The sequence below is a fragment of the Pseudomonas bohemica genome, from assembly GCF_002934685.1.
Classification (GTDB): Bacteria; Pseudomonadota; Gammaproteobacteria; order Pseudomonadales; family Pseudomonadaceae; genus Aquipseudomonas; species Aquipseudomonas bohemica.
This window is the reverse complement of the sequence record NZ_NKHL01000121.1, coordinates 1-17,430: the sequence shown is the minus strand read 5'-3', so window position 1 is coordinate 17,430 and position 17,430 is coordinate 1. Positions and strand designations below refer to the sequence as shown.

13 protein-coding genes are annotated in these 17,430 nt (G+C 58.5%); 7 read left to right on the top strand and 6 right to left on the bottom strand.

Features of this window, described 5'->3' with window-relative positions; all coding sequences use genetic code 11:
- Positions 1–92: 92 nt before the first annotated feature.
- The 3 genes from CE491_RS27630 to CE491_RS27620 all read left to right on the top strand — a co-directional run bounded on the left by CE491_RS27630 (position 93) and on the right by CE491_RS27620 (position 2,736).
- Positions 93–980 carry a BKACE family enzyme gene (locus tag CE491_RS27630; protein WP_110951501.1) on the top strand — a complete coding sequence of 296 codons (888 nt, stop codon included), beginning with the start codon at positions 93–95 and terminating at the stop codon, positions 978–980.
- Between the two features lie 139 nt (positions 981–1,119).
- Positions 1,120–2,085 carry an L-carnitine dehydrogenase gene (locus CE491_RS27625; RefSeq protein ID WP_110951936.1) on the top strand — a complete coding sequence of 322 codons (966 nt, stop codon included), beginning with the start codon at positions 1,120–1,122 and terminating at the stop codon, positions 2,083–2,085.
- 171 nt (positions 2,086–2,256) lie between these two features.
- Positions 2,257–2,736 carry a thioesterase family protein gene (locus tag CE491_RS27620; protein ID WP_110951500.1) on the top strand — a complete coding sequence of 160 codons (480 nt, stop codon included), beginning with the start codon at positions 2,257–2,259 and terminating at the stop codon, positions 2,734–2,736.
- 90 nt (positions 2,737–2,826) lie between these two features.
- Here CE491_RS27620 and fba read toward each other — a convergent pair whose 3' ends face one another.
- The 6 genes from fba to tkt all read right to left on the bottom strand — a co-directional run bounded on the left by fba (position 2,827) and on the right by tkt (position 9,066).
- A complete protein-coding gene (gene fba / locus CE491_RS27615; protein WP_093468420.1) occupies positions 2,827–3,891 on the bottom strand; it encodes a class II fructose-bisphosphate aldolase in 1,065 nt (354 codons plus the stop codon).
- 124 nt (positions 3,892–4,015) lie between these two features.
- A complete protein-coding gene (locus CE491_RS27610) occupies positions 4,016–4,339 on the bottom strand; it encodes an MliC family protein (RefSeq protein WP_110951499.1) in 324 nt (107 codons plus the stop codon).
- A 100-nt stretch (positions 4,340–4,439) separates the two neighbouring features.
- Positions 4,440–4,667, bottom strand: coding sequence for a hypothetical protein (locus CE491_RS27605; RefSeq protein ID WP_110951935.1), 228 nt, complete (start codon positions 4,665–4,667; stop codon positions 4,440–4,442).
- 27 nt (positions 4,668–4,694) lie between these two features.
- Positions 4,695–5,858: a phosphoglycerate kinase gene (locus tag CE491_RS27600; protein WP_110951498.1), complete on the bottom strand. Its 1,164-nt coding sequence runs from the start codon at positions 5,856–5,858 to the stop codon at positions 4,695–4,697.
- Between the two features lie 17 nt (positions 5,859–5,875).
- On the bottom strand, positions 5,876–6,925 hold the full coding sequence (gene epd, locus CE491_RS27595; RefSeq protein WP_110951497.1) for an erythrose-4-phosphate dehydrogenase: 1,050 nt from the start codon (positions 6,923–6,925) through the stop codon (positions 5,876–5,878).
- A 143-nt stretch (positions 6,926–7,068) separates the two neighbouring features.
- Positions 7,069–9,066: a transketolase gene (gene tkt / locus CE491_RS27590; RefSeq protein WP_110951496.1), complete on the bottom strand. Its 1,998-nt coding sequence runs from the start codon at positions 9,064–9,066 to the stop codon at positions 7,069–7,071.
- A 257-nt stretch (positions 9,067–9,323) separates the two neighbouring features.
- Between tkt and CE491_RS27585 the strand changes: the two genes are divergently transcribed.
- The 4 genes from CE491_RS27585 to CE491_RS27570 all read left to right on the top strand — a co-directional run bounded on the left by CE491_RS27585 (position 9,324) and on the right by CE491_RS27570 (position 17,375).
- A complete protein-coding gene (locus tag CE491_RS27585; protein WP_110951495.1) occupies positions 9,324–10,319 on the top strand; it encodes an ArsR/SmtB family transcription factor in 996 nt (331 codons plus the stop codon).
- A gap of 20 nt (positions 10,320–10,339) precedes the next feature.
- On the top strand, positions 10,340–11,530 hold the full coding sequence (gene metK / locus CE491_RS27580) for a methionine adenosyltransferase (RefSeq protein ID WP_110951494.1): 1,191 nt from the start codon (positions 10,340–10,342) through the stop codon (positions 11,528–11,530).
- Between the two features lie 453 nt (positions 11,531–11,983).
- Positions 11,984–12,301 (top strand): DUF6124 family protein, encoded by a 318-nt coding sequence (locus CE491_RS27575; RefSeq protein ID WP_110951493.1) that lies wholly within the window; start codon positions 11,984–11,986, stop codon positions 12,299–12,301.
- A 376-nt stretch (positions 12,302–12,677) separates the two neighbouring features.
- The gene (locus CE491_RS27570) at positions 12,678–17,375 is read left to right on the top strand and encodes a Tc toxin subunit A (protein WP_110951492.1); all 4,698 of its coding nucleotides are present in this window, start codon (positions 12,678–12,680) and stop codon (positions 17,373–17,375) included.
- Positions 17,376–17,430: the final 55 nt, after the last annotated feature.

The following is a 17,430-nucleotide window of genomic DNA, read 5'->3' as shown; positions in this document are numbered from 1 at the left end:
TTTGAGCGCGTCCGGGCTGCGTAGCTTTGCACCTCAAAAGCGGGCAGCAAAAACCCGTCACCAAACGACCTGGCCTGAAAGGAACCTCACACATGAATCACGACGTCATCATCACCTGCGCACTGACCGGTGCTGGCGACACGACCGGGAAAAGCCATCTGGTCCCGATCACCCCGAAACAAATCGCCGCCGCCGCCATCGAGGCTGCCAGGGCGGGCGCCACTGTCGTGCATTGCCATGTGCGTGATCCGCAAACCGGCAAGTTCAGCCGTGACGTCGAGCTGTACCGCGAAACCATGGACCGCATCCGCGAGGCCGATATCGACATCATCGTCAACCTGACGGCCGGCATGGGTGGCGATCTGGAAATCGGCCCGGGCGAGCGTCCGACCGATTTCGGGCCGGGAACTGATTTGGTTGGCCCGCTGACCCGTTTGGCGCACGTAGAAGCGTTGCTGCCGGAAATCTGCACACTGGACTGCGGCACCCTTAACTTCGGCGACGGCGACACCATTTATGTCTCTACTCCGGCGCAGCTGCGCGCTGGCGCCAAGCGTATTCAGGAACTGGGTGTGAAGGCCGAGCTGGAAATTTTCGACACCGGTCATCTGTGGTTCGCCAAGCAAATGATGAAAGAAGGCCTGCTCGACAACCCGCTGTTCCAGCTGTGCCTGGGCATCCCATGGGGCGCACCGGCGGACACCACGACCATGAAAGCCATGGTCGACAATTTGCCAGCGGATGTGGTCTGGGCCGGCTTTGGCATCGGGCGCATGCAAATGCCGATGGCGGCACAAGCGGTGCTGTTGGGCGGCAACGTGCGGGTCGGCCTGGAAGACAACATCTGGCTCGACAAGGGTGTACTGGCGAGCAATGGCGCGCTGGTCGAACGTGCCAGTGAAATCCTCAGCCGCATGGGCGCGCGGGTCATGACCCCCGCTGAGGGCCGCGTGAAGATGGGGCTGAAAAAGCGTTTCTGATCCCACCCGATCCTTATTTGTAGGAGCGCGCTTGGCCGCGATTGCTATTTGCCTGTGTCAGATGTGCTGACTGACACGCCGCATTCGCGGGCAAGTACGCTCCTACAGCTCCTATATGAACTTCTTCCGAGCGATCAACATGACCTTCATCACTGAAATCAAGACCTTCGCCGCGCTGGGTAGCGGTGTCATCGGCAGCGGTTGGGTATCCCGCGCCCTTGCCCATGGGCTGGACGTAGTGGTTTGGGACCCGGCGCCGGGTGCCGAAGCCGCCTTGCGCAAGCGCGTCGCCAACGCTTGGCCTGCTCTTGAGCAGAAAGGCCTGGTTGCTGGTGCTTCTCAAGACCGCCTGACGTTCGTCACCACTATCGAAGACTGCGTGCGCGATGCCGATTTCATCCAGGAAAGCGCCCCGGAACGTCTGGATCTGAAACTGGACCTGCATAGCAAGATCAGCGCGGCGGCCAAACCCAACGCGATCATCGGTTCCAGCACCTCGGGCCTGTTGCCTTCGGAGTTCTATGAAAGCGCAACGCATCCCGAGCGCTGCGTGGTCGGCCACCCGTTCAACCCCGTATATCTGTTACCGCTGGTCGAGGTGGTTGGCGGCAAGCGCACCGCGCCGGAAGCGGTTCAGGCTGCAATCCAGGTGTATGAGTCGCTGGGCATGCGCCCGTTGCATGTGCGCAAGGAAGTCCCCGGTTTCATCGCCGACCGTTTGCTGGAAGCGCTGTGGCGTGAGGCGCTGCATCTGGTCAATGACGGGGTCGCGACCACGGGAGAAATCGACGATGCGATTCGCTTCGGCGCTGGTTTGCGCTGGTCGTTCATGGGGACTTTCCTGACTTACACCCTGGCGGGCGGCGACGCGGGCATGCGTCACTTCATGGCCCAGTTCGGCCCGGCGCTGCAACTGCCCTGGACTTACCTGCCTGCGCCAGAGCTGACTGACAAGCTGATCGACGACGTGGTCGACGGCACCAGCGACCAGTTGGGCAGCCATAGCATTTCGGCACTGGAACGTTACCGCGATGACTGCCTGCTGGCGGTACTGGAGGCGGTGAAGAGCACCAAGGCCAAGCATGGAATGGCGTTTGAGGACTGATCCACAAGCATTTCATCGTTTGGACCGACGCCTTCGCGAGCAAGCTCGCTCCCACAGATTTTGCAGGGGACAGAGGTCGTGGGCACAACCTGACCTACTGTAGGAGTGAGCTTGCTCACGAATAGGCCGGTTCAATCAACCCAGCTAAATCGAACGAGCCCGGTAATTCTTATGCCCGCCTTAATCACACACAAAACTCCGATCCTCGCTGATTGGGTCGATTACAACGGCCATCTTCGCGACGCGTTTTATCTGTTGATCTTCAGCTACGCCACCGACGCCTTCATGGACCTGATCGGCCTGGCGAGCGACGACCGGGACGCCAGCGGCAATTCGCTGTTCACTCTGGAAGCCCATATCAACTACCTGCACGAGGTCAAACTCGGCGAAGAAGTTGAGGTGCGCACCCAGATCGTCGCCCACGACAGCAAGCGGGTGCAGCTCTATCACAGCTTGTACAAAACCGGGGGCGACCAGCAATTGGCTGCCAGCGATCAGATGTTGCTGCACGTCGATCTGGCCACCGGGCCTAAATCGGCGTTGTTCAGCAAGCAATCGCTGGAAGCCCTGCACATGCTCGTCGAGGCACAGCATGACCAGCCTGCCCCCGCCTACACCGGTCGAGTCATAGGTTTACCCGGTAAGCCCTGATTCGCTTCGGTGTTCCGAGCACCATCCCGCCCACAAAAAAGCCCGCATCGCTGCGGGCTTCTTCTTGCCGACCAAATGATCAAAAAACGATCAGTTGACCTTGGCGTTCAGCTCGCCTTTGGCGTAACGCTCGAACATCTTCTCCAGGGAGATCGGTTTGATCTTGGAGGCGTTGCCAGCGGTGCCGAAGGCTTCGTAGCGGGCGATGCAGACGTCGCGCATGGCCGATACGGTTTTCGCCAGGTATTTGCGCGGGTCGAACTCGCTCGGGTTCTTGGCCATGAACTCACGGATGGCACCGGTGGACGCCAGACGCAGGTCGGTGTCGATGTTGACCTTGCGCACGCCGTGCTTGATGCCTTCAACGATTTCTTCGACCGGCACGCCGTAGGTTTCTTTGATGTCGCCGCCGAACTCGTTGATGATCTTCAGCCACTCCTGAGGAACGGACGACGAGCCGTGCATCACCAGGTGAGTGTTAGGAATGCGTTTGTGGATCTCTTTGATGCGCTCGATCGCCAGGATGTCGCCGGTAGGCGGCTTGGTGAACTTGTAAGCGCCGTGGCTGGTGCCGATGGCGATCGCCAGGGCATCGACCTGGGTCTTCTTGACGAAGTCGGCCGCTTCTTCCGGATCGGTCAGCATCTGGCTGTGATCCAGTTGACCTTCAGCGCCAACGCCATCCTCTTCACCGGCCATGCCGGTTTCCAGCGAGCCCAGAACACCCAGCTCACCTTCAACGGAAACGCCGCAGGCATGAGCCATGGCAACGGTTTCCTGGGTGACGCGCACGTTGTACTCGTAGTCCGCCGGGCTTTTGCCATCTTCGCGCAGCGAGCCGTCCATCATCACCGAGCTGAAGCCCAGCTGGATCGAACGCTGGCAAATAGCAGGGCTGGTACCGTGGTCCTGGTGCATGACCACCGGGATGTGCGGAAATTCTTCGATCGCCGCCAGGATCAGGTGGCGCAGGAACGGGGCACCTGCGTATTTACGTGCGCCGGCCGAGGCCTGAACGATCACCGGGGAATCGGTCTTGTCGGCCGCTTCCATAATGGCGCGCATCTGTTCCAGGTTGTTCACGTTGAATGCGGGCACGCCGTAGCCGAATTCGGCGGCGTGGTCCAACATCTGGCGCATGCTGATAAGTGCCATTGTCTGTCTCTCTCCCGGTAGGGTCGTTAATCGCGTGTGCCTGCCGTAACGGCGGCTATTCAAATTATAGGGGCGTATTACTCGGTCACCGCCCGGTGTCGCATCGATCGGATTGCTCAGCCCGTCAAGGCGCCTTGCAGCCGCGACCGATCAAATCATTGGTAGCGTCCCAGTACACCAGGCCTTCGCTACCCTTGTTGTCGAACGCCAACACGCCGTTGCTGTAAAGCGCACCCGAAGCGCCGGGCGCAGCCTGCAGACGGAATACCTGCTCGCTCTGATTCAAGCGTACGTCGACCTCTTTTTTCGCAGCATCGACGTAGCGCCAGTAAATCTCGGCCTTGCTGTCGCAGACCCAATGGGTCCACGCCGCAACCGGTTCAGACGCCTTCATGCTGGCGCAACCGCCCAGCAGCATCAGTGTCGCAAGGGCAACCAAGCCTTTCATCACCACTCCTGGATCCCCTGCGAAGCGCGACATCTGCCGTTCGTTTCGATACCCAGGGGCAGTTCTGTTTCAGATGTTTCTGTGCGCTGTCAGTTCAGATTCAGCGACAGGCTACCGGCCCGACAGCGGGCATGAACTCATATTTTTCCCAGACTTCAGGACCGCCGCGCTTGTAAACGATCGGTACGGTTTCAGCCTGCCAGCCAGCTTGATAGCAGCTAACCTGAAGCTGTTCCGGTGCATTGCCTGGCGCGGCCTCGGCTTCAGGCTTGCTTGCGCAGCCGACCAGCAAACCCGCCATGATCAACAGCGGTAATGGCTTGACCATCTCATTCCCCTTCACCATGGCCTGACGTCAGGCCTTGGCGCGTTGTTCCAGAATTTCCACGGCAGGCAGCACCTTGCCCTCGACGAATTCGAGGAATGCGCCACCACCGGTGGAAATGTAGGAAATTTGATCCTTCACACCGTACTTGTCGATGGCAGCCAGCGTATCGCCACCGCCAGCGATGGAAAACGCCGAGCTCTCGGCAATCGCCTTGGCCAGGGTCTTGGTGCCTTCGCCGAATTGATCGAACTCGAATACGCCGACCGGCCCGTTCCACAGAATAGTCTTCGAGGATTTCAACAAATCGGCGAATTGGGCCGCTGTCTTCGGGCCAATGTCGAGGATCATGTCATCGTCCGCCACATCGGCGATCAGTTTCACGGTCGCTTCGGCTTTGTCGGAAAACTCCTTGGCGACGACCACATCGACCGGCAAGGGGACACTGACTTTGTCCGCAATAGAGCGGGCGGTGTCCAGCAAGTCCGGCTCATACAACGACTTGCCGACCGGATGACCGGCAGCCGCGAGGAAGGTGTTGGCGATGCCGCCGCCGACGATCAATTGATCGCAGATCTGGCTCAGGCTATTGAGCACGTCCAGTTTGGTGGAAACCTTGGAGCCGGCCACGATGGCAGCCATTGGCTTGGCCGGGCTACCCAGCGCCTTGCCCAGCGCATCCAGTTCGGCGGCCAGCAACGGGCCTGCGGCGGCGACCTTGGCGAACTTGGCAACGCCGTGGGTCGACCCCTCGGCGCGGTGAGCGGTGCCGAAAGCATCCATGACGAAGATGTCGCACAGGGCAGCGTATTTGTGCGCCAGGTCGTCAGCGTTCTTCTTCTCTCCCTTGTTGAAGCGCACATTCTCGAACAGCACGGTGTCGCCGGCCTTGACGTCCACGCCGTCCAGATAATCGGCAACCAGCGGCACGTCGCGACCCAGCGCCTTGCTCAGATACTCGGCAACCGGCTTGAGGCTGTTCTCGGCAGAAAACTCGCCCTCGGTCGGGCGGCCCAGGTGCGAGCAGACCATGACGGCTGCGCCTTTTTCCAGCGCCAGCTTGATGGTCGGCAGCGAAGCAAGAATGCGTGCATCGCTGGTGACGACACCGTCCTTGACCGGGACGTTGAGGTCTTCGCGGATCAGTACACGCTTACCTTGCAGGTCGAGGTCGGTCATCTTCAACACGGTCATGAGGCGTTCCCTGTTTATTACTGCTGTTTATGGATGCTTTGCAGATAGTGATCGGCAACGTCCAGCATTCGATTCGCAAAACCCCATTCGTTGTCGAACCACGCCAGCACGTTGACCAATCGTGGCCCGGACACCCGTGTCTGACTGGCATCGATAATCGCCGAATGAGGATCATGGTTGAAATCACAGCTGGCGTGCGGCAATTCGGTGTACGCCAGCAACCCTCTGAGCGGGCCGCTGGTGGCAGCCTCGCGCAGGATGCGGTTGATCTCTACCGCGTCGGTATCTCGCGCTACCTGCAACGTGATGTCCAGGCATGAGACGTTTACCGTCGGCACTCGAACTGCTTTGGCCTGAATTCGGCCGGCAAGTTCCGGAAGCAGGCGTTCGATGCCCCGCGCCAGACCAGTGGACACCGGAATGATCGACTGAAAAGCCGAGCGCGTGCGCCGCAAATCTTCGTGATGATAGGCGTCAATCACGGGTTGGTCGTTCATCGCCGAGTGAATCGTGGTGATGGTGACGTATTCCAGCCCAAGCTTGCGGTTCAGCAGGTCCAGTAATGGCACGCTGCAGTTAGTGGTGCATGAAGCCGCCGATACCAGAAGCTCTGCGCCAGTCAGCGTTTGCTGGTTGATACCATAAACGATGGTGGCGTCGACGGCGGCCTCGCTGGCCATCGGCTGGGAAAACAGCACTCGCGGCGCCCGCGCGGACAGGAAGCGCTCGCCGTCGGCGCGAGAGTGGTAGACGCCGGAGCACTCAAGCACCAGATCGACATCCAGGGCGCCCCAGTCGATGCCTTCGGGCGTCGCGCTGCGGAACACTTTGATGACGTGATCGTCGATGTGCAGAAAATCGCCTTCGACCCGCACTTCGCCGGGAAACCGGCCGTGTGTGGAGTCAAAGCGCGTCAGGTATTCGAGACTGGCCATGTCGGCCAGATCGTTGATCGCCACCACTTCAAAGCCCGCCTTCGCGCCGCGCTCGCACAGCGCGCGCAGCACGCAGCGACCGATGCGACCGTAACCATTGAGGGCGACTTTATAAGGGCGGGACTGGGGCATGGGGGTGCTCAAAATATTTGAGTGGTATCGAGAACCTGTAGGAGCGCGCTTGCCCGCGATTGCGTTGTGTCAGCGAAGTATCCGGTGACAGGCAGATTGCATTCGCGGGCAAGCGCGCTCCTATAAGGGGAACGCGCTGTTTCCTAGTCTTCCAACAGCTCCTCAGCCGTGGAGATGATGTTCTCCAGCGTGAAGCCGAACTCTTCGAACAGCAGGTTCGCAGGGCCCGACTCGCCGAAGGTGGTCATGCCGATCACGCGGCCTTCCAGACCGACGTACTTGTACCAGAAGTCGGCATGAGCGGCTTCGATGGCGATGCGCGCGCTGACTTCCAGTGGCAACACCGACTGCTTGTACAGCGGATCCTGAGCTTCGAAGACGCTGGTGCATGGCATGGAAACCACACGTACGTTTTTGCCTTCAGCGGTTAGCTTGTCGAACGCCTGAACCGCCAGGCCGACTTCGGAACCTGTGGCGATCAGGATCAGATCCGGCTCGCCATTGCAGTCGCGCAGCACGTATCCACCACGGTTGATGTTCTCCAGTTGCAGAGCGTCGCGAGCCTGATGCTGCAGGTTCTGCCGGGAGAAGATCAGCGCGGACGGACCATCGTTGCGCTCGATGGCGTGTTTCCAGGCCACGGCCGATTCCACGGCGTCGGCTGGACGCCAGGTGTCCAGGTTCGGCGTGGTGCGCAGGCTGGTCAGTTGCTCGATCGGCTGGTGAGTCGGGCCGTCTTCGCCCAGACCGATGGAGTCGTGGGTGAACACATAAATGACGCGCTTCTTCATCAGCGAAGACATGCGCACTGCGTTGCGGGCGTATTCCATGAAGATCAGGAAGGTTGCGCCGTAAGGCACGAAACCGCCGTGCAGGGCGATACCGTTCATGATCGCGCCCATGCCGAACTCACGCACACCGTAGTGCAGGTAGTTACCGCTGGCGTCGTCGCCGAGGATGCTCTTGCAGCCTTTCCAGATGGTCAGGTTGGAACCGGCCAGGTCAGCCGAACCGCCGAGGAACTCAGGAAGCAGCGGGCCGAAGGCGCTGAGTGCATTCTGGCTGGCCTTGCGGCTGGCGATGGTCTCGCCCTTGGCGTTGACTTCGGCGACGTAGGCCGCGGATTTCTCGGCGAAATCAGCTGGCAGCTCGCCGCTCATGCGACGGATCAGCTCGTTGGCCAGCTCAGGGAATGCAGCGGAATAGGCAGCGAAACGTTGATCCCACTCGGCTTCGGTCGCCAGACCTTTTTCCTTGGCGTTCCACTCTTTGTAGATATCGGCCGGGATTTCGAAAGGACCGTGTGTCCACTTCAGCGCAGCACGGGTCAGGGCGATTTCGTCGTTACCCAGCGGCGCGCCGTGGCACTCCTCCTTGCCCTGTTTGTTCGGCGAGCCGAAACCGATGGTGGTCTTGCAGCAGATCAGGGTCGGCTTGTCGCTCTTGCGAGCGGTTTCGATGGCTGTCTTGATCTCTTCGGCGTCGTGGCCGTCAACGTTGCGGATCACCAGCCATCCGTAAGCTTCGAAGCGCTTCGGTGTGTCGTCTGTGAACCAGCCTTCGACTTCACCGTCGATGGAAATGCCATTGTCGTCGTAGAAGGCAATCAGCTTGTTCAGCTGCAGAGTGCCCGCCAGCGAGGCGACTTCATGGGAAATGCCTTCCATCATGCAGCCATCACCCATGAACACGTAGGTGTGGTGGTCGACGATGTTGTGGCCTGGGCGGTTGAACTGTGCAGCCAGCGTTTTCTCGGCGACAGCGAAACCGACGGCATTGGCGAAACCTTGACCCAGCGGGCCGGTGGTGGTTTCGACGCCAGGGGTGTAACCGTATTCAGGGTGACCCGGCGTGCGGCTGTGCAGTTGACGGAAGTTTTTCAGGTCGTCGATAGACAGGTCGTAACCGGTCAGGTGCAGCAGCGAGTAGATCAACATCGAGCCGTGACCGTTGGACAGGATGAATCGGTCACGGTCGGCGAACAGCGGGTTGCTTGGGTTGTGCTTCAGATAGTCACGCCAAAGAACTTCAGCGATATCCGCCATGCCCATCGGGGCACCTGGGTGGCCGCTGTTGGCCTTTTGCACGGCATCCATGCTGAGTGCACGGATGGCATTGGCACGCTCACGACGGCTTGGCATCGCTGATCTCCTGGGGCAGAAATAAGTGGGATCTGAAAAAGGCGGCCATTTTCCCTCAGGCACTGCTTGGGGGCAATGACAGATCACGTCCCGTCGCGTTTTTCCTGCGCTATCGACGCTTTTTCGTACAGTGGCTCGCGCCCGCCGGTGAAAACGGCAGAATAACGGCGCCTGCCGGTTGCCGCCCTTAGGCAATATCAAAACTTTTTGATATTGATCTTGCAGCGAGCACGGTCGGAAACTAGACTGCCAACCCTATGAATCTACGCGCGCCTGTCCTTGTGCATGATCAAAGCGACGAACTGGCTGCCTTGTGCAAGGCCGGTGGCGATCCGCTGCGACTCAATGTGCTGCGCGCTCTGTCCAACGATTCGTTCGGTGTGCTCGAACTGGCGCAGATCTTCGCCATCGGTCAGTCGGGCATGAGCCATCACCTCAAAGTGCTGGCCCAGGCGGGTCTGGTAGCGACTCGCCGCGAAGGCAACGCGATCTTTTATCGTCGCGCCCTGCCCCACACCGAACAGCTCGGCGGCAAACTCCATGTTGCGCTGCTCGAAGAGGTCGATGGCCTTTCGATGCCGGAGGATGTTCAAGTACGAATCGGCCTGGTACACCGCCAGCGCGCCAATGCCAGTCAGGATTTTTTCGCACGCACTGCGGAAAAATTTCGCGCCCAGCAGGACCTGATCGCAGGACTGCCCCAGTATCGCGACAGTCTGTTGTCGCTGCTGGACAAACTAAGCTTCGATCCCGATGCCACAGCCGTGGAAGTCGGGCCCGGCGATGGTGGTTTTCTGCCTGACCTGGCGAGGCGCTTTCGGCATGTCACGGGGCTGGACAACAGCCCGGCCATGCTCGATCTGGCCCGCGGCATCTGTGAGCAAAAGGCGCTGGGCAACGTGGAGCTGAAACTGGCCGACGCGTTGGCCGACGCTAACGTTGTCGGTGACTGCGTCGTCTTGAATATGGTGCTTCACCATTTTGCGGCGCCGGCCGAAGCACTCAAACAGCTGGCCAACCTGCTGAAACCGGGCGCAAGCCTGTTGGTGACAGAGTTGTGCAGCCATGACCAGAGCTGGGCCAGGGAGGCCTGTGGCGATCTCTGGTTAGGGTTCGAACAGGAAGATCTGGCCCGTTGGGCCATCGCTGCGGGGCTGGTCCCCGGGGAAAGTCTGTATGTAGGCTTACGTAATGGTTTCCAGATCCAGGTCCGCCATTTTCAGCGACCGGCTGGCGACACTCACCATCGGTAACACTCAGGAAAACCGTCGAGATGAGCGAATACTCCCTTTTCACCTCCGAGTCCGTGTCCGAAGGGCATCCGGACAAAATCGCCGACCAGATCTCCGATGCGGTGCTGGACGCCATCATTGCTCAGGACAAACACGCTCGCGTAGCCGTGGAAACCCTGGTCAAGACCGGCGTTGCCATTGTCGCCGGCGAAGTCACCACCAGCGCGTGGGTTGACCTGGAACAGATCGTTCGTGACGTGATCAGCGGCATCGGTTACACCAGCTCCAACGTCGGTTTCGACGGTGCAACCTGCAGCGTGATGAACATCATCGGCAAGCAGTCCCCCGACATCAACCAAGGGGTGGACCGCGCCAAGCCTGAAGATCAGGGCGCCGGCGACCAGGGCCTGATGTTCGGCTATGCCAGCAACGAAACCCCTGCGCTGATGCCTGCGCCGATCGCGTTCTCGCACCAACTGGTGCACCGCCAGGCCGAGGCGCGTAAATCCGGTCTGCTGCCCTGGTTGCGCCCGGACGCCAAATCCCAGGTCACCTGCCGCTATGAGAACGGCATCGTGGTCGGTATCGACGCCGTGGTTCTGTCGACTCAGCACAACCCGGAAGTCTCCTACGCAGACCTGCGTGAGGGCGTGATGGAGCTGATCGTCAAGCACGTGCTGCCCGCCGAATTGCTGCACAAGGACACCCAGTTCCACATCAACCCCACTGGCCAGTTCATCATCGGCGGCCCAGTGGGCGACTGCGGCCTGACCGGTCGCAAGATCATCGTCGACAGCTACGGCGGCATGGCCCGTCACGGCGGCGGCGCGTTCTCCGGCAAGGATCCGTCCAAGGTTGACCGTTCGGCCGCCTACGCTGGTCGTTACGTTGCCAAGAACATCGTCGCTGCGGGCCTGGCCGAGCGCTGCGAGATTCAGGTGTCCTACGCCATCGGCGTCGCGCAGCCTACGTCGATCTCGCTGAACACCTTCGGCACCGGCAAGATCAGCGACGACAAGATCGTCCAGCTGGTCCGCGAGCATTTCGACCTGCGTCCATACGCAATCACCAAAATGCTCGACCTGCTGCACCCGATGTACCAGGAAACCGCAGCCTACGGCCACTTCGGTCGCACGCCGCAAACCAAGACCGTGGGCGACGACACCTTCACCACGTTCACCTGGGAAAAAACCGACCGCGCCGAGGCCTTGCGCGCTGCTGCCGGTTTGTAACCTTTTGCGGTAACCGAACAAGCCCCTGGCGATGCAGATCGTCGGGGGCTTTTTTGTTGGCAAGCTTCTATGTGCGCGAACTGATCCACATACAAAGTTTCCAAAACGGCAGCGGCCGAGTAGTAACAGATGCATTACAAAAGCCGACACAATCTTGTAGGACGCGTCTGAAATTTGCCGCTATTCTCCCCCGCGCGTTGCGGCTCTTTGGATCACGGCATACCCTCTTTCGCGCCGCTGAATCCAGCGGCCGGTTTTGACAGACCGTTCAGGCGCAACGCGCTGCTGGCCAGACTTCAACAGATCACTGATCCGTTGGTCGTTTTATGGCGGCTGTACGTGGGGCACACTCGTGTGCGCCAGGTTGCTCCTGACTGGTCTGTCAACCCGCGTACGGCTGCCACCCAACCTGTTTGACAGCGGGCGGTGTCAGCTCCACTAACAGGAGTTTCAATGATTCTATCTACGCCACATCCCCCACAAATACCCGTCACGAAATCCATCCCCTTCGGGGCGAATATCGGCAATCAAAATCTATTCACCGTGCAACCCGGCATCCACGTCGAAGACGCCCTCGCCCTGCTATCCGAATACCTGAACTGCGCCGCCGCCACCGCTTACGAATCAGCCGATAACAGCCCGGCAGAATTTCGCCCGTTGGCCAGAGCCGTGGTGCACCAGATCGAAGCGGCAAAGGCGCTGTTGGAGGCTTCGATTGCGGGTCTGGTTGATGTCTTGCCTAAGAGCCAGCGGCCCGTGCACCCTCTGTAAGGAATGTCCCGCCCACGACGACGCCCTCAAGTCTGAGCCAAAAAAAGACCCGAGCCGACGAACAGCAGCGCTGCGGCGGTCCGTCATAAGCCGTCACCGAGCGGCGCAAATAAGCCCCTGACGAGAAGCCTCGGCAGGGGTTATTCATGTGGGCGGTCAGCCGGTGCTCCATCAATTCCCTCCCTAAATATAGCGATTCGCGATTCCCCCTATCGCGAACCTGTCTAGCACTTGGCCTCACGCTTTTCAGCGACGCGCTAGCCTTTTCAGATGACCCGAACAGTTCGCGTTCACTCGCAAGGCATCAGGCTGCGCTGTTCAGCCGTGCTGCCCCTGCACGCATGTGCATCATCTCTGACTCAAGGAAGAACACGTCATGCCAGGCACTACTCAACCCGCCGTTACACCTGCCGCCGCCACCTACGCCAGCCTCTTCCCCGAGCAACTGGCCGACCGATGCTCCCCCGATGCGCTGGAGTCCAACAGTGGGCCCATCGCCTACCTTCATGCGCTGTATCAACAGGCGCTGGCATTGGAGGCTACAAGCACCTCAACCGAGCGCTTCACCTTGGGCCAACGCCGCCCCGATATCGGCGAGCTGTTGCTGAGTCAGGAAGCTCTGAAAAAACAGATCCGGCCTCTGACATTGGCGATCAACGCCCTCACGCGCCAGGCGCAAAGCAACGCCGGGGCCAATATAGATCTGCCGGAGACGATCAGTCAGGCAGGGATTCGCGCGGCGCTGCCGTTTCACTACCCGTTTGCGCAGATCCAGGCCGTGCTACGGCACAAAAAAATCAACTTGTTCGAGCTGCTGCAAACTTCGGAATACACCTACCCCAATTTTTGCTACGGCAACTTGCGCACCGAGGAGCTCAGGCAAGTCATGCGCACAGCGACCGGCTTCAGCCCGGCGCTGCAAACATTACTGCTGGACGCCAGCGCGACGACCGACAGAGACTTCCTCAAGCTCCGGTTTGGCGTCGACGGCAGCAATGCCGGCGCGCTGACCCGGCTGCGCGGTGTCGCGTTGTTCTGCCAGAAAACCGGCCTGAAACCAGAGCAAGTGCATGATCTGCTCGCAACCTCGGGCGTGGCGGACAATGCCACCACAGGCTTTACCAGCGTCAAACGCTCCGCCGCCTATCCATCCGTCGATGGCACGGCCCTGAGCGGCCATCTCTATGGCGCCGCGTTCATCAACAACGGTCAGGCTCCCGCGCTATCGCTGGAGGACACGCGCAGCGGCCCCGGCATCACCCTCGCCATCAAGGGCGGTACTGCTGCGCATTTTGGCCGCATTCACAAAATCATCCACCTGCAACACGCGCTGAACCTACCCTTTGCCGAGGTTGACCTGTTGCTGATGGCAGCCCTGCGCGCCGAAGGCCAGACGCAGAATTTCCGCATCACCGAGAACACCCTTCGCGCCCTCGGCGTGTTCCGTTATTTCAACGAAAGCTATGGCGTGACAGCCGAGCAATTCGCCGCGCTGATTCATGAGGTTTCGCCGTATGCCGTGGGTGATCAGGTGCCATTTCTGGACCGTGTGCTGGATGGACCCGGCGCAGGGCAACTGGCCGACGTCGATGACCGGTTGGTCATCGATGACCGCGAGTTTGATCCTGGTGAACAGGCCGCTGAGGTTGATAAGAAAATCATCGCACGTCTATGTCGAGCCCTTGGCATGGGTGAACGCCTGGTGCGGCTCCATCTGACACAGACCGCCGCCGCGCTTGGCTTGAGCAAACCGACCCTGTCGCTGGCTGTTGTGTCGGCGCTATACCGCCAGAGCCGGCTACATCGCCTGTTGCGGTTGCCCGTGGATGAGTGCGCCAGTCTGGTCGCGTTGCTGGCGCTCGGTAGCACCGAGGTTCCCAAAGCCTTGTCCAGCGCTACGCGGATCACCACCGAGGACGAAACTGCGGACATTCTCGACGTCCTGGTTGCCCTCTCTAACACTCGGCAGTGGTTGAAGCGGGAAAATCTGTCGGCCACGACGTTGCTACCGTTGCTCAGGCCACTCACAAATGTGCCAAAGCATCTTGAGCCGCTCTACGGGATCGACGCCAGCGCCCGCATCGCCTTGAAAGATGAGCTGCCTCGGCTGCGCTCGGCCTTACTCTCTGAGGCCAAAATTGCCGAGGTTGTCGGGTCTAGCGTTCACCTCAACGAAGGCGATTGGCTCGGCACGCTGGACCGTTTTCTCACCGCTCAGGGCGTTATCAAACAACCCAATGCGGGCGTTACGGACAGCCTTCTGACGCAGCTGGAAAGCGTCCTGGATGACAAACTGGGGAATGAAGGACAGAAGGAAAAAGTAGCACAGGCCCTTGCGACGCTGATTGTAAACGCCCGAGTGGCACAGGAAGACGTGGCGAAATACTTCATCGCCGCAGCATTCGGCGGCGACGCTGCGAATAGGGGACTGTCGACAGGCCACGCTCTGCCATTGCTGCGCTGGATCGACTCATCACCCACCAACCTGCTGGCAGACGTGCTTGCAGCGGCGGGCAACGACGAAACAATGGCAGAAGAGAACGATCAGCCGCTCAAAGCGCTCTCGTTCAGCCTCTGGGCACCTTTGACTCGCCATGCGCAGATCATCCGCGTCACTCAGCTAAGCCCGGCCGGGCTGCAAGCGATGCTGGATCATCCGCAGTGGTTCGATTTCGTGGATGCGGTTTTTGAGGACAGCGAGGCTGATGAAAACGTCAGCACATCTACGCAAGAAACAACTGTTGAAGCGGCCGTTCCAGCTTCGCTGAATCTCGACTTGCTCTATCAACTCATGCGCTTTCGCGATTGGATCGGTATTTGCCGAGCCGAGGGATTTGAAGAGAGCGACGCCATTGACTACCTGTCGAACGTGCGCCCGAGCGATGAGCCGGGCGCAATAGATTCAGCTGTTACGCAATTGGGGAAACTGATTGGTTGGGGTAAAGACGAAACTTTGTTGGCGGTGCCCTATGTATCAATGACAGCAACCAAAAACCAGAGTAACAAATCAGCGACGTTCGATGATTTTCTCAGTTCGCTGACGCTGGATGAGCGAAGGATGTACGACCAGAGGGGTATGAGCCAGCTACTGCGAAATTATCACGGGCGGCGAGCAGGGAAAGCCTATCGAGATGAGAGAGACGAAATCCTGCTCACACTATTCACGAAATTCATTCAACGAAATCCAGGTCCGCTGAAAGTCACTAAAGAGCAATATGACACAGCATATCAGCCTAAAGCCTGGGCCTCCTATCAGAGGCGTAGCCAGCAGGAAGGCCATGAACTACAGAATCCTGTTAATCTGGAAATGGAAGTGTACATTGCGGAACCCGCGACCTTCATGGACGTCCCCTGCGTACCTAACAACATTAGTGATATCGACTTCGTATTGCGGCTGCAGGCCCTGTCAAAACACACCGAGCTTTGCTGCCAATCGCTATTAGACCTCTCACTGCTGGACGAATCGGCGACTTTCGAAGAATTCAACAGTTCCAGCCAAGTGTTAATTGGTACTTGCGGTGATGAAGAGCGAGCGTTGATTGAAGCAGCGTTACAGCCAATGTGGCGCGACGGCTTAGCAGACTACCTAATGGGTTACTGGGTATCCGCCAACCCGAATTCACAGGCGACCATCACCGACGAGGAAGACTTGTCGAGCTACTTCCTCACGGATATTTGGGTGAGTGGCGAAGCAAGAGAAACCACCCTAGTCACCCAAGCGATCTCGAGCTTGCAGCATTACCTGTACCGTTTGTTCTCACATCTGGAGCCCGGTTATGAAACATCGCCATTGCCCGCCTCAGCTAATAGCTCCTGGGAAAAGTACCTAAGTAAATACGGGACCTGGAAAGAATGGCGGACGCAGATCAATCATCCGGAAAATCTGATTTACTACGCCAACCGCCCAAACAAAACGGCTGCGTTTGAAGAGCTGGAAGTGGAGGTCAATCAAGGGAAGCTGGACAGCGAACTTCTGGAAACGGCGGTGCTTAGTTATCTAAACAAGTTCGAGCGACTGAGTAACCTGCAGATCGTCAGCGGCTACCTGGATGGCCGCGACCCTAAAAACGACACCTATTACCTGATTGGTAAAACCAACGCATCTCCCTCTGAATACTATTTGCGCTCCGTAGACATGGGCTTACGCGATGACAAGCAACGTCTGAGCCCGCTGGCGTGGACGGAATGGAAGAAGATCGACCTGACACCGACCGGGCAAATCGTGCAGAGTGTATTTACCGAAACGCGGGACAAAACAGATGAGAACGGGGAAGTCGTCAAGAAAGAAGGTGTGTCTGAAAAAGTAACTGAAACCAGTAAGTGTGATGCCGTGCGCCCCGTGATCATTGCGGGACGCCCCTACGTGTTCTGGGTTGAACGGGGTACGACGGGATTACCAAGTGCCGATGCGAAGAATCAGGCGATTACCCCATACAAACGCATTTCGGTTCATTATGCCTATTTGCAAAGCGATGGTTTCTGGAGCACCGCAAACGAACTCATGTGTCTGGACGGCACGGTAGAGGGTAAACGTTTGCCGGACGCTAATAACAAATTTCTAAAAGACGAGAGCTATGTGCCGAGTCTGATCGTATTTGTAAATGTGGAGGGACCCCGCTACGCAGATCCCTGGTTGACCGTCATCCTCTACAACTCCGCAAAAGAAAACGGCATAGGTAAATTAAACGAAGATTATTTCGTAGAAATGCGAGATTTGCTGCTAGTCGAAAAAAAACGACTATCTGAGGATGCCATAAACAGACTAGCTAACCCGGCATTTAAATCCTACAAAGATATTAAAAAGGTGCAACACATCTACGATGGCAGGCCAGTACCTCTAATACCAGAAAGAGAAGAGATGGATGACGATGGTCCCAAAAGTCGCATTCACTTAAAAATGGTACAGAACAAGACGAAAGCTGATACCGTGCAAATCACAGTAAATGTGGAACAGGAAATCAACAACCTTATCTTATCTGTGATAACTCCTGATGGCGTTATACAAAATCTGGATGTCGGTCGCATGGACGGGTTTGACGCGGAGTACACATATGAATCGCCCCGGATTTTCTAGACACTCTCCAAGCTCAGGAAATAGCGTTTCTCATACTCTACTGGAGACAGCTGCA

What these genes read in the sequence shown, in the direction of transcription:
- tkt (WP_110951496.1), bottom strand. Translation starts at nt 9,066, where the DNA reads ATGCCAAGCCGTCGTGAGCGTGCCAATGCCATCCGTGCACTCAGCATG.
- CE491_RS27600 (WP_110951498.1), bottom strand. Translation starts at nt 5,858, where the DNA reads ATGACCGTGTTGAAGATGACCGACCTCGACCTGCAAGGTAAGCGTGTA.
- CE491_RS27620 (WP_110951500.1), top strand. Translation starts at nt 2,257, where the DNA reads ATGCCCGCCTTAATCACACACAAAACTCCGATCCTCGCTGATTGGGTC.
- CE491_RS27605 (WP_110951935.1), bottom strand. Translation starts at nt 4,667, where the DNA reads ATGGTCAAGCCATTACCGCTGTTGATCATGGCGGGTTTGCTGGTCGGC.
- fba (WP_093468420.1), bottom strand. Translation starts at nt 3,891, where the DNA reads ATGGCACTTATCAGCATGCGCCAGATGTTGGACCACGCCGCCGAATTC.
- CE491_RS27625 (WP_110951936.1), top strand. Translation starts at nt 1,120, where the DNA reads ATGACCTTCATCACTGAAATCAAGACCTTCGCCGCGCTGGGTAGCGGT.
- metK (WP_110951494.1), top strand. Translation starts at nt 10,340, where the DNA reads ATGAGCGAATACTCCCTTTTCACCTCCGAGTCCGTGTCCGAAGGGCAT.
- CE491_RS27585 (WP_110951495.1), top strand. Translation starts at nt 9,324, where the DNA reads ATGAATCTACGCGCGCCTGTCCTTGTGCATGATCAAAGCGACGAACTG.
- CE491_RS27610 (WP_110951499.1), bottom strand. Translation starts at nt 4,339, where the DNA reads ATGAAAGGCTTGGTTGCCCTTGCGACACTGATGCTGCTGGGCGGTTGC.
- CE491_RS27630 (WP_110951501.1), top strand. Translation starts at nt 93, where the DNA reads ATGAATCACGACGTCATCATCACCTGCGCACTGACCGGTGCTGGCGAC.
- epd (WP_110951497.1), bottom strand. Translation starts at nt 6,925, where the DNA reads ATGCCCCAGTCCCGCCCTTATAAAGTCGCCCTCAATGGTTACGGTCGC.
- CE491_RS27575 (WP_110951493.1), top strand. Translation starts at nt 11,984, where the DNA reads ATGATTCTATCTACGCCACATCCCCCACAAATACCCGTCACGAAATCC.
- CE491_RS27570 (WP_110951492.1), top strand. Translation starts at nt 12,678, where the DNA reads ATGCCAGGCACTACTCAACCCGCCGTTACACCTGCCGCCGCCACCTAC.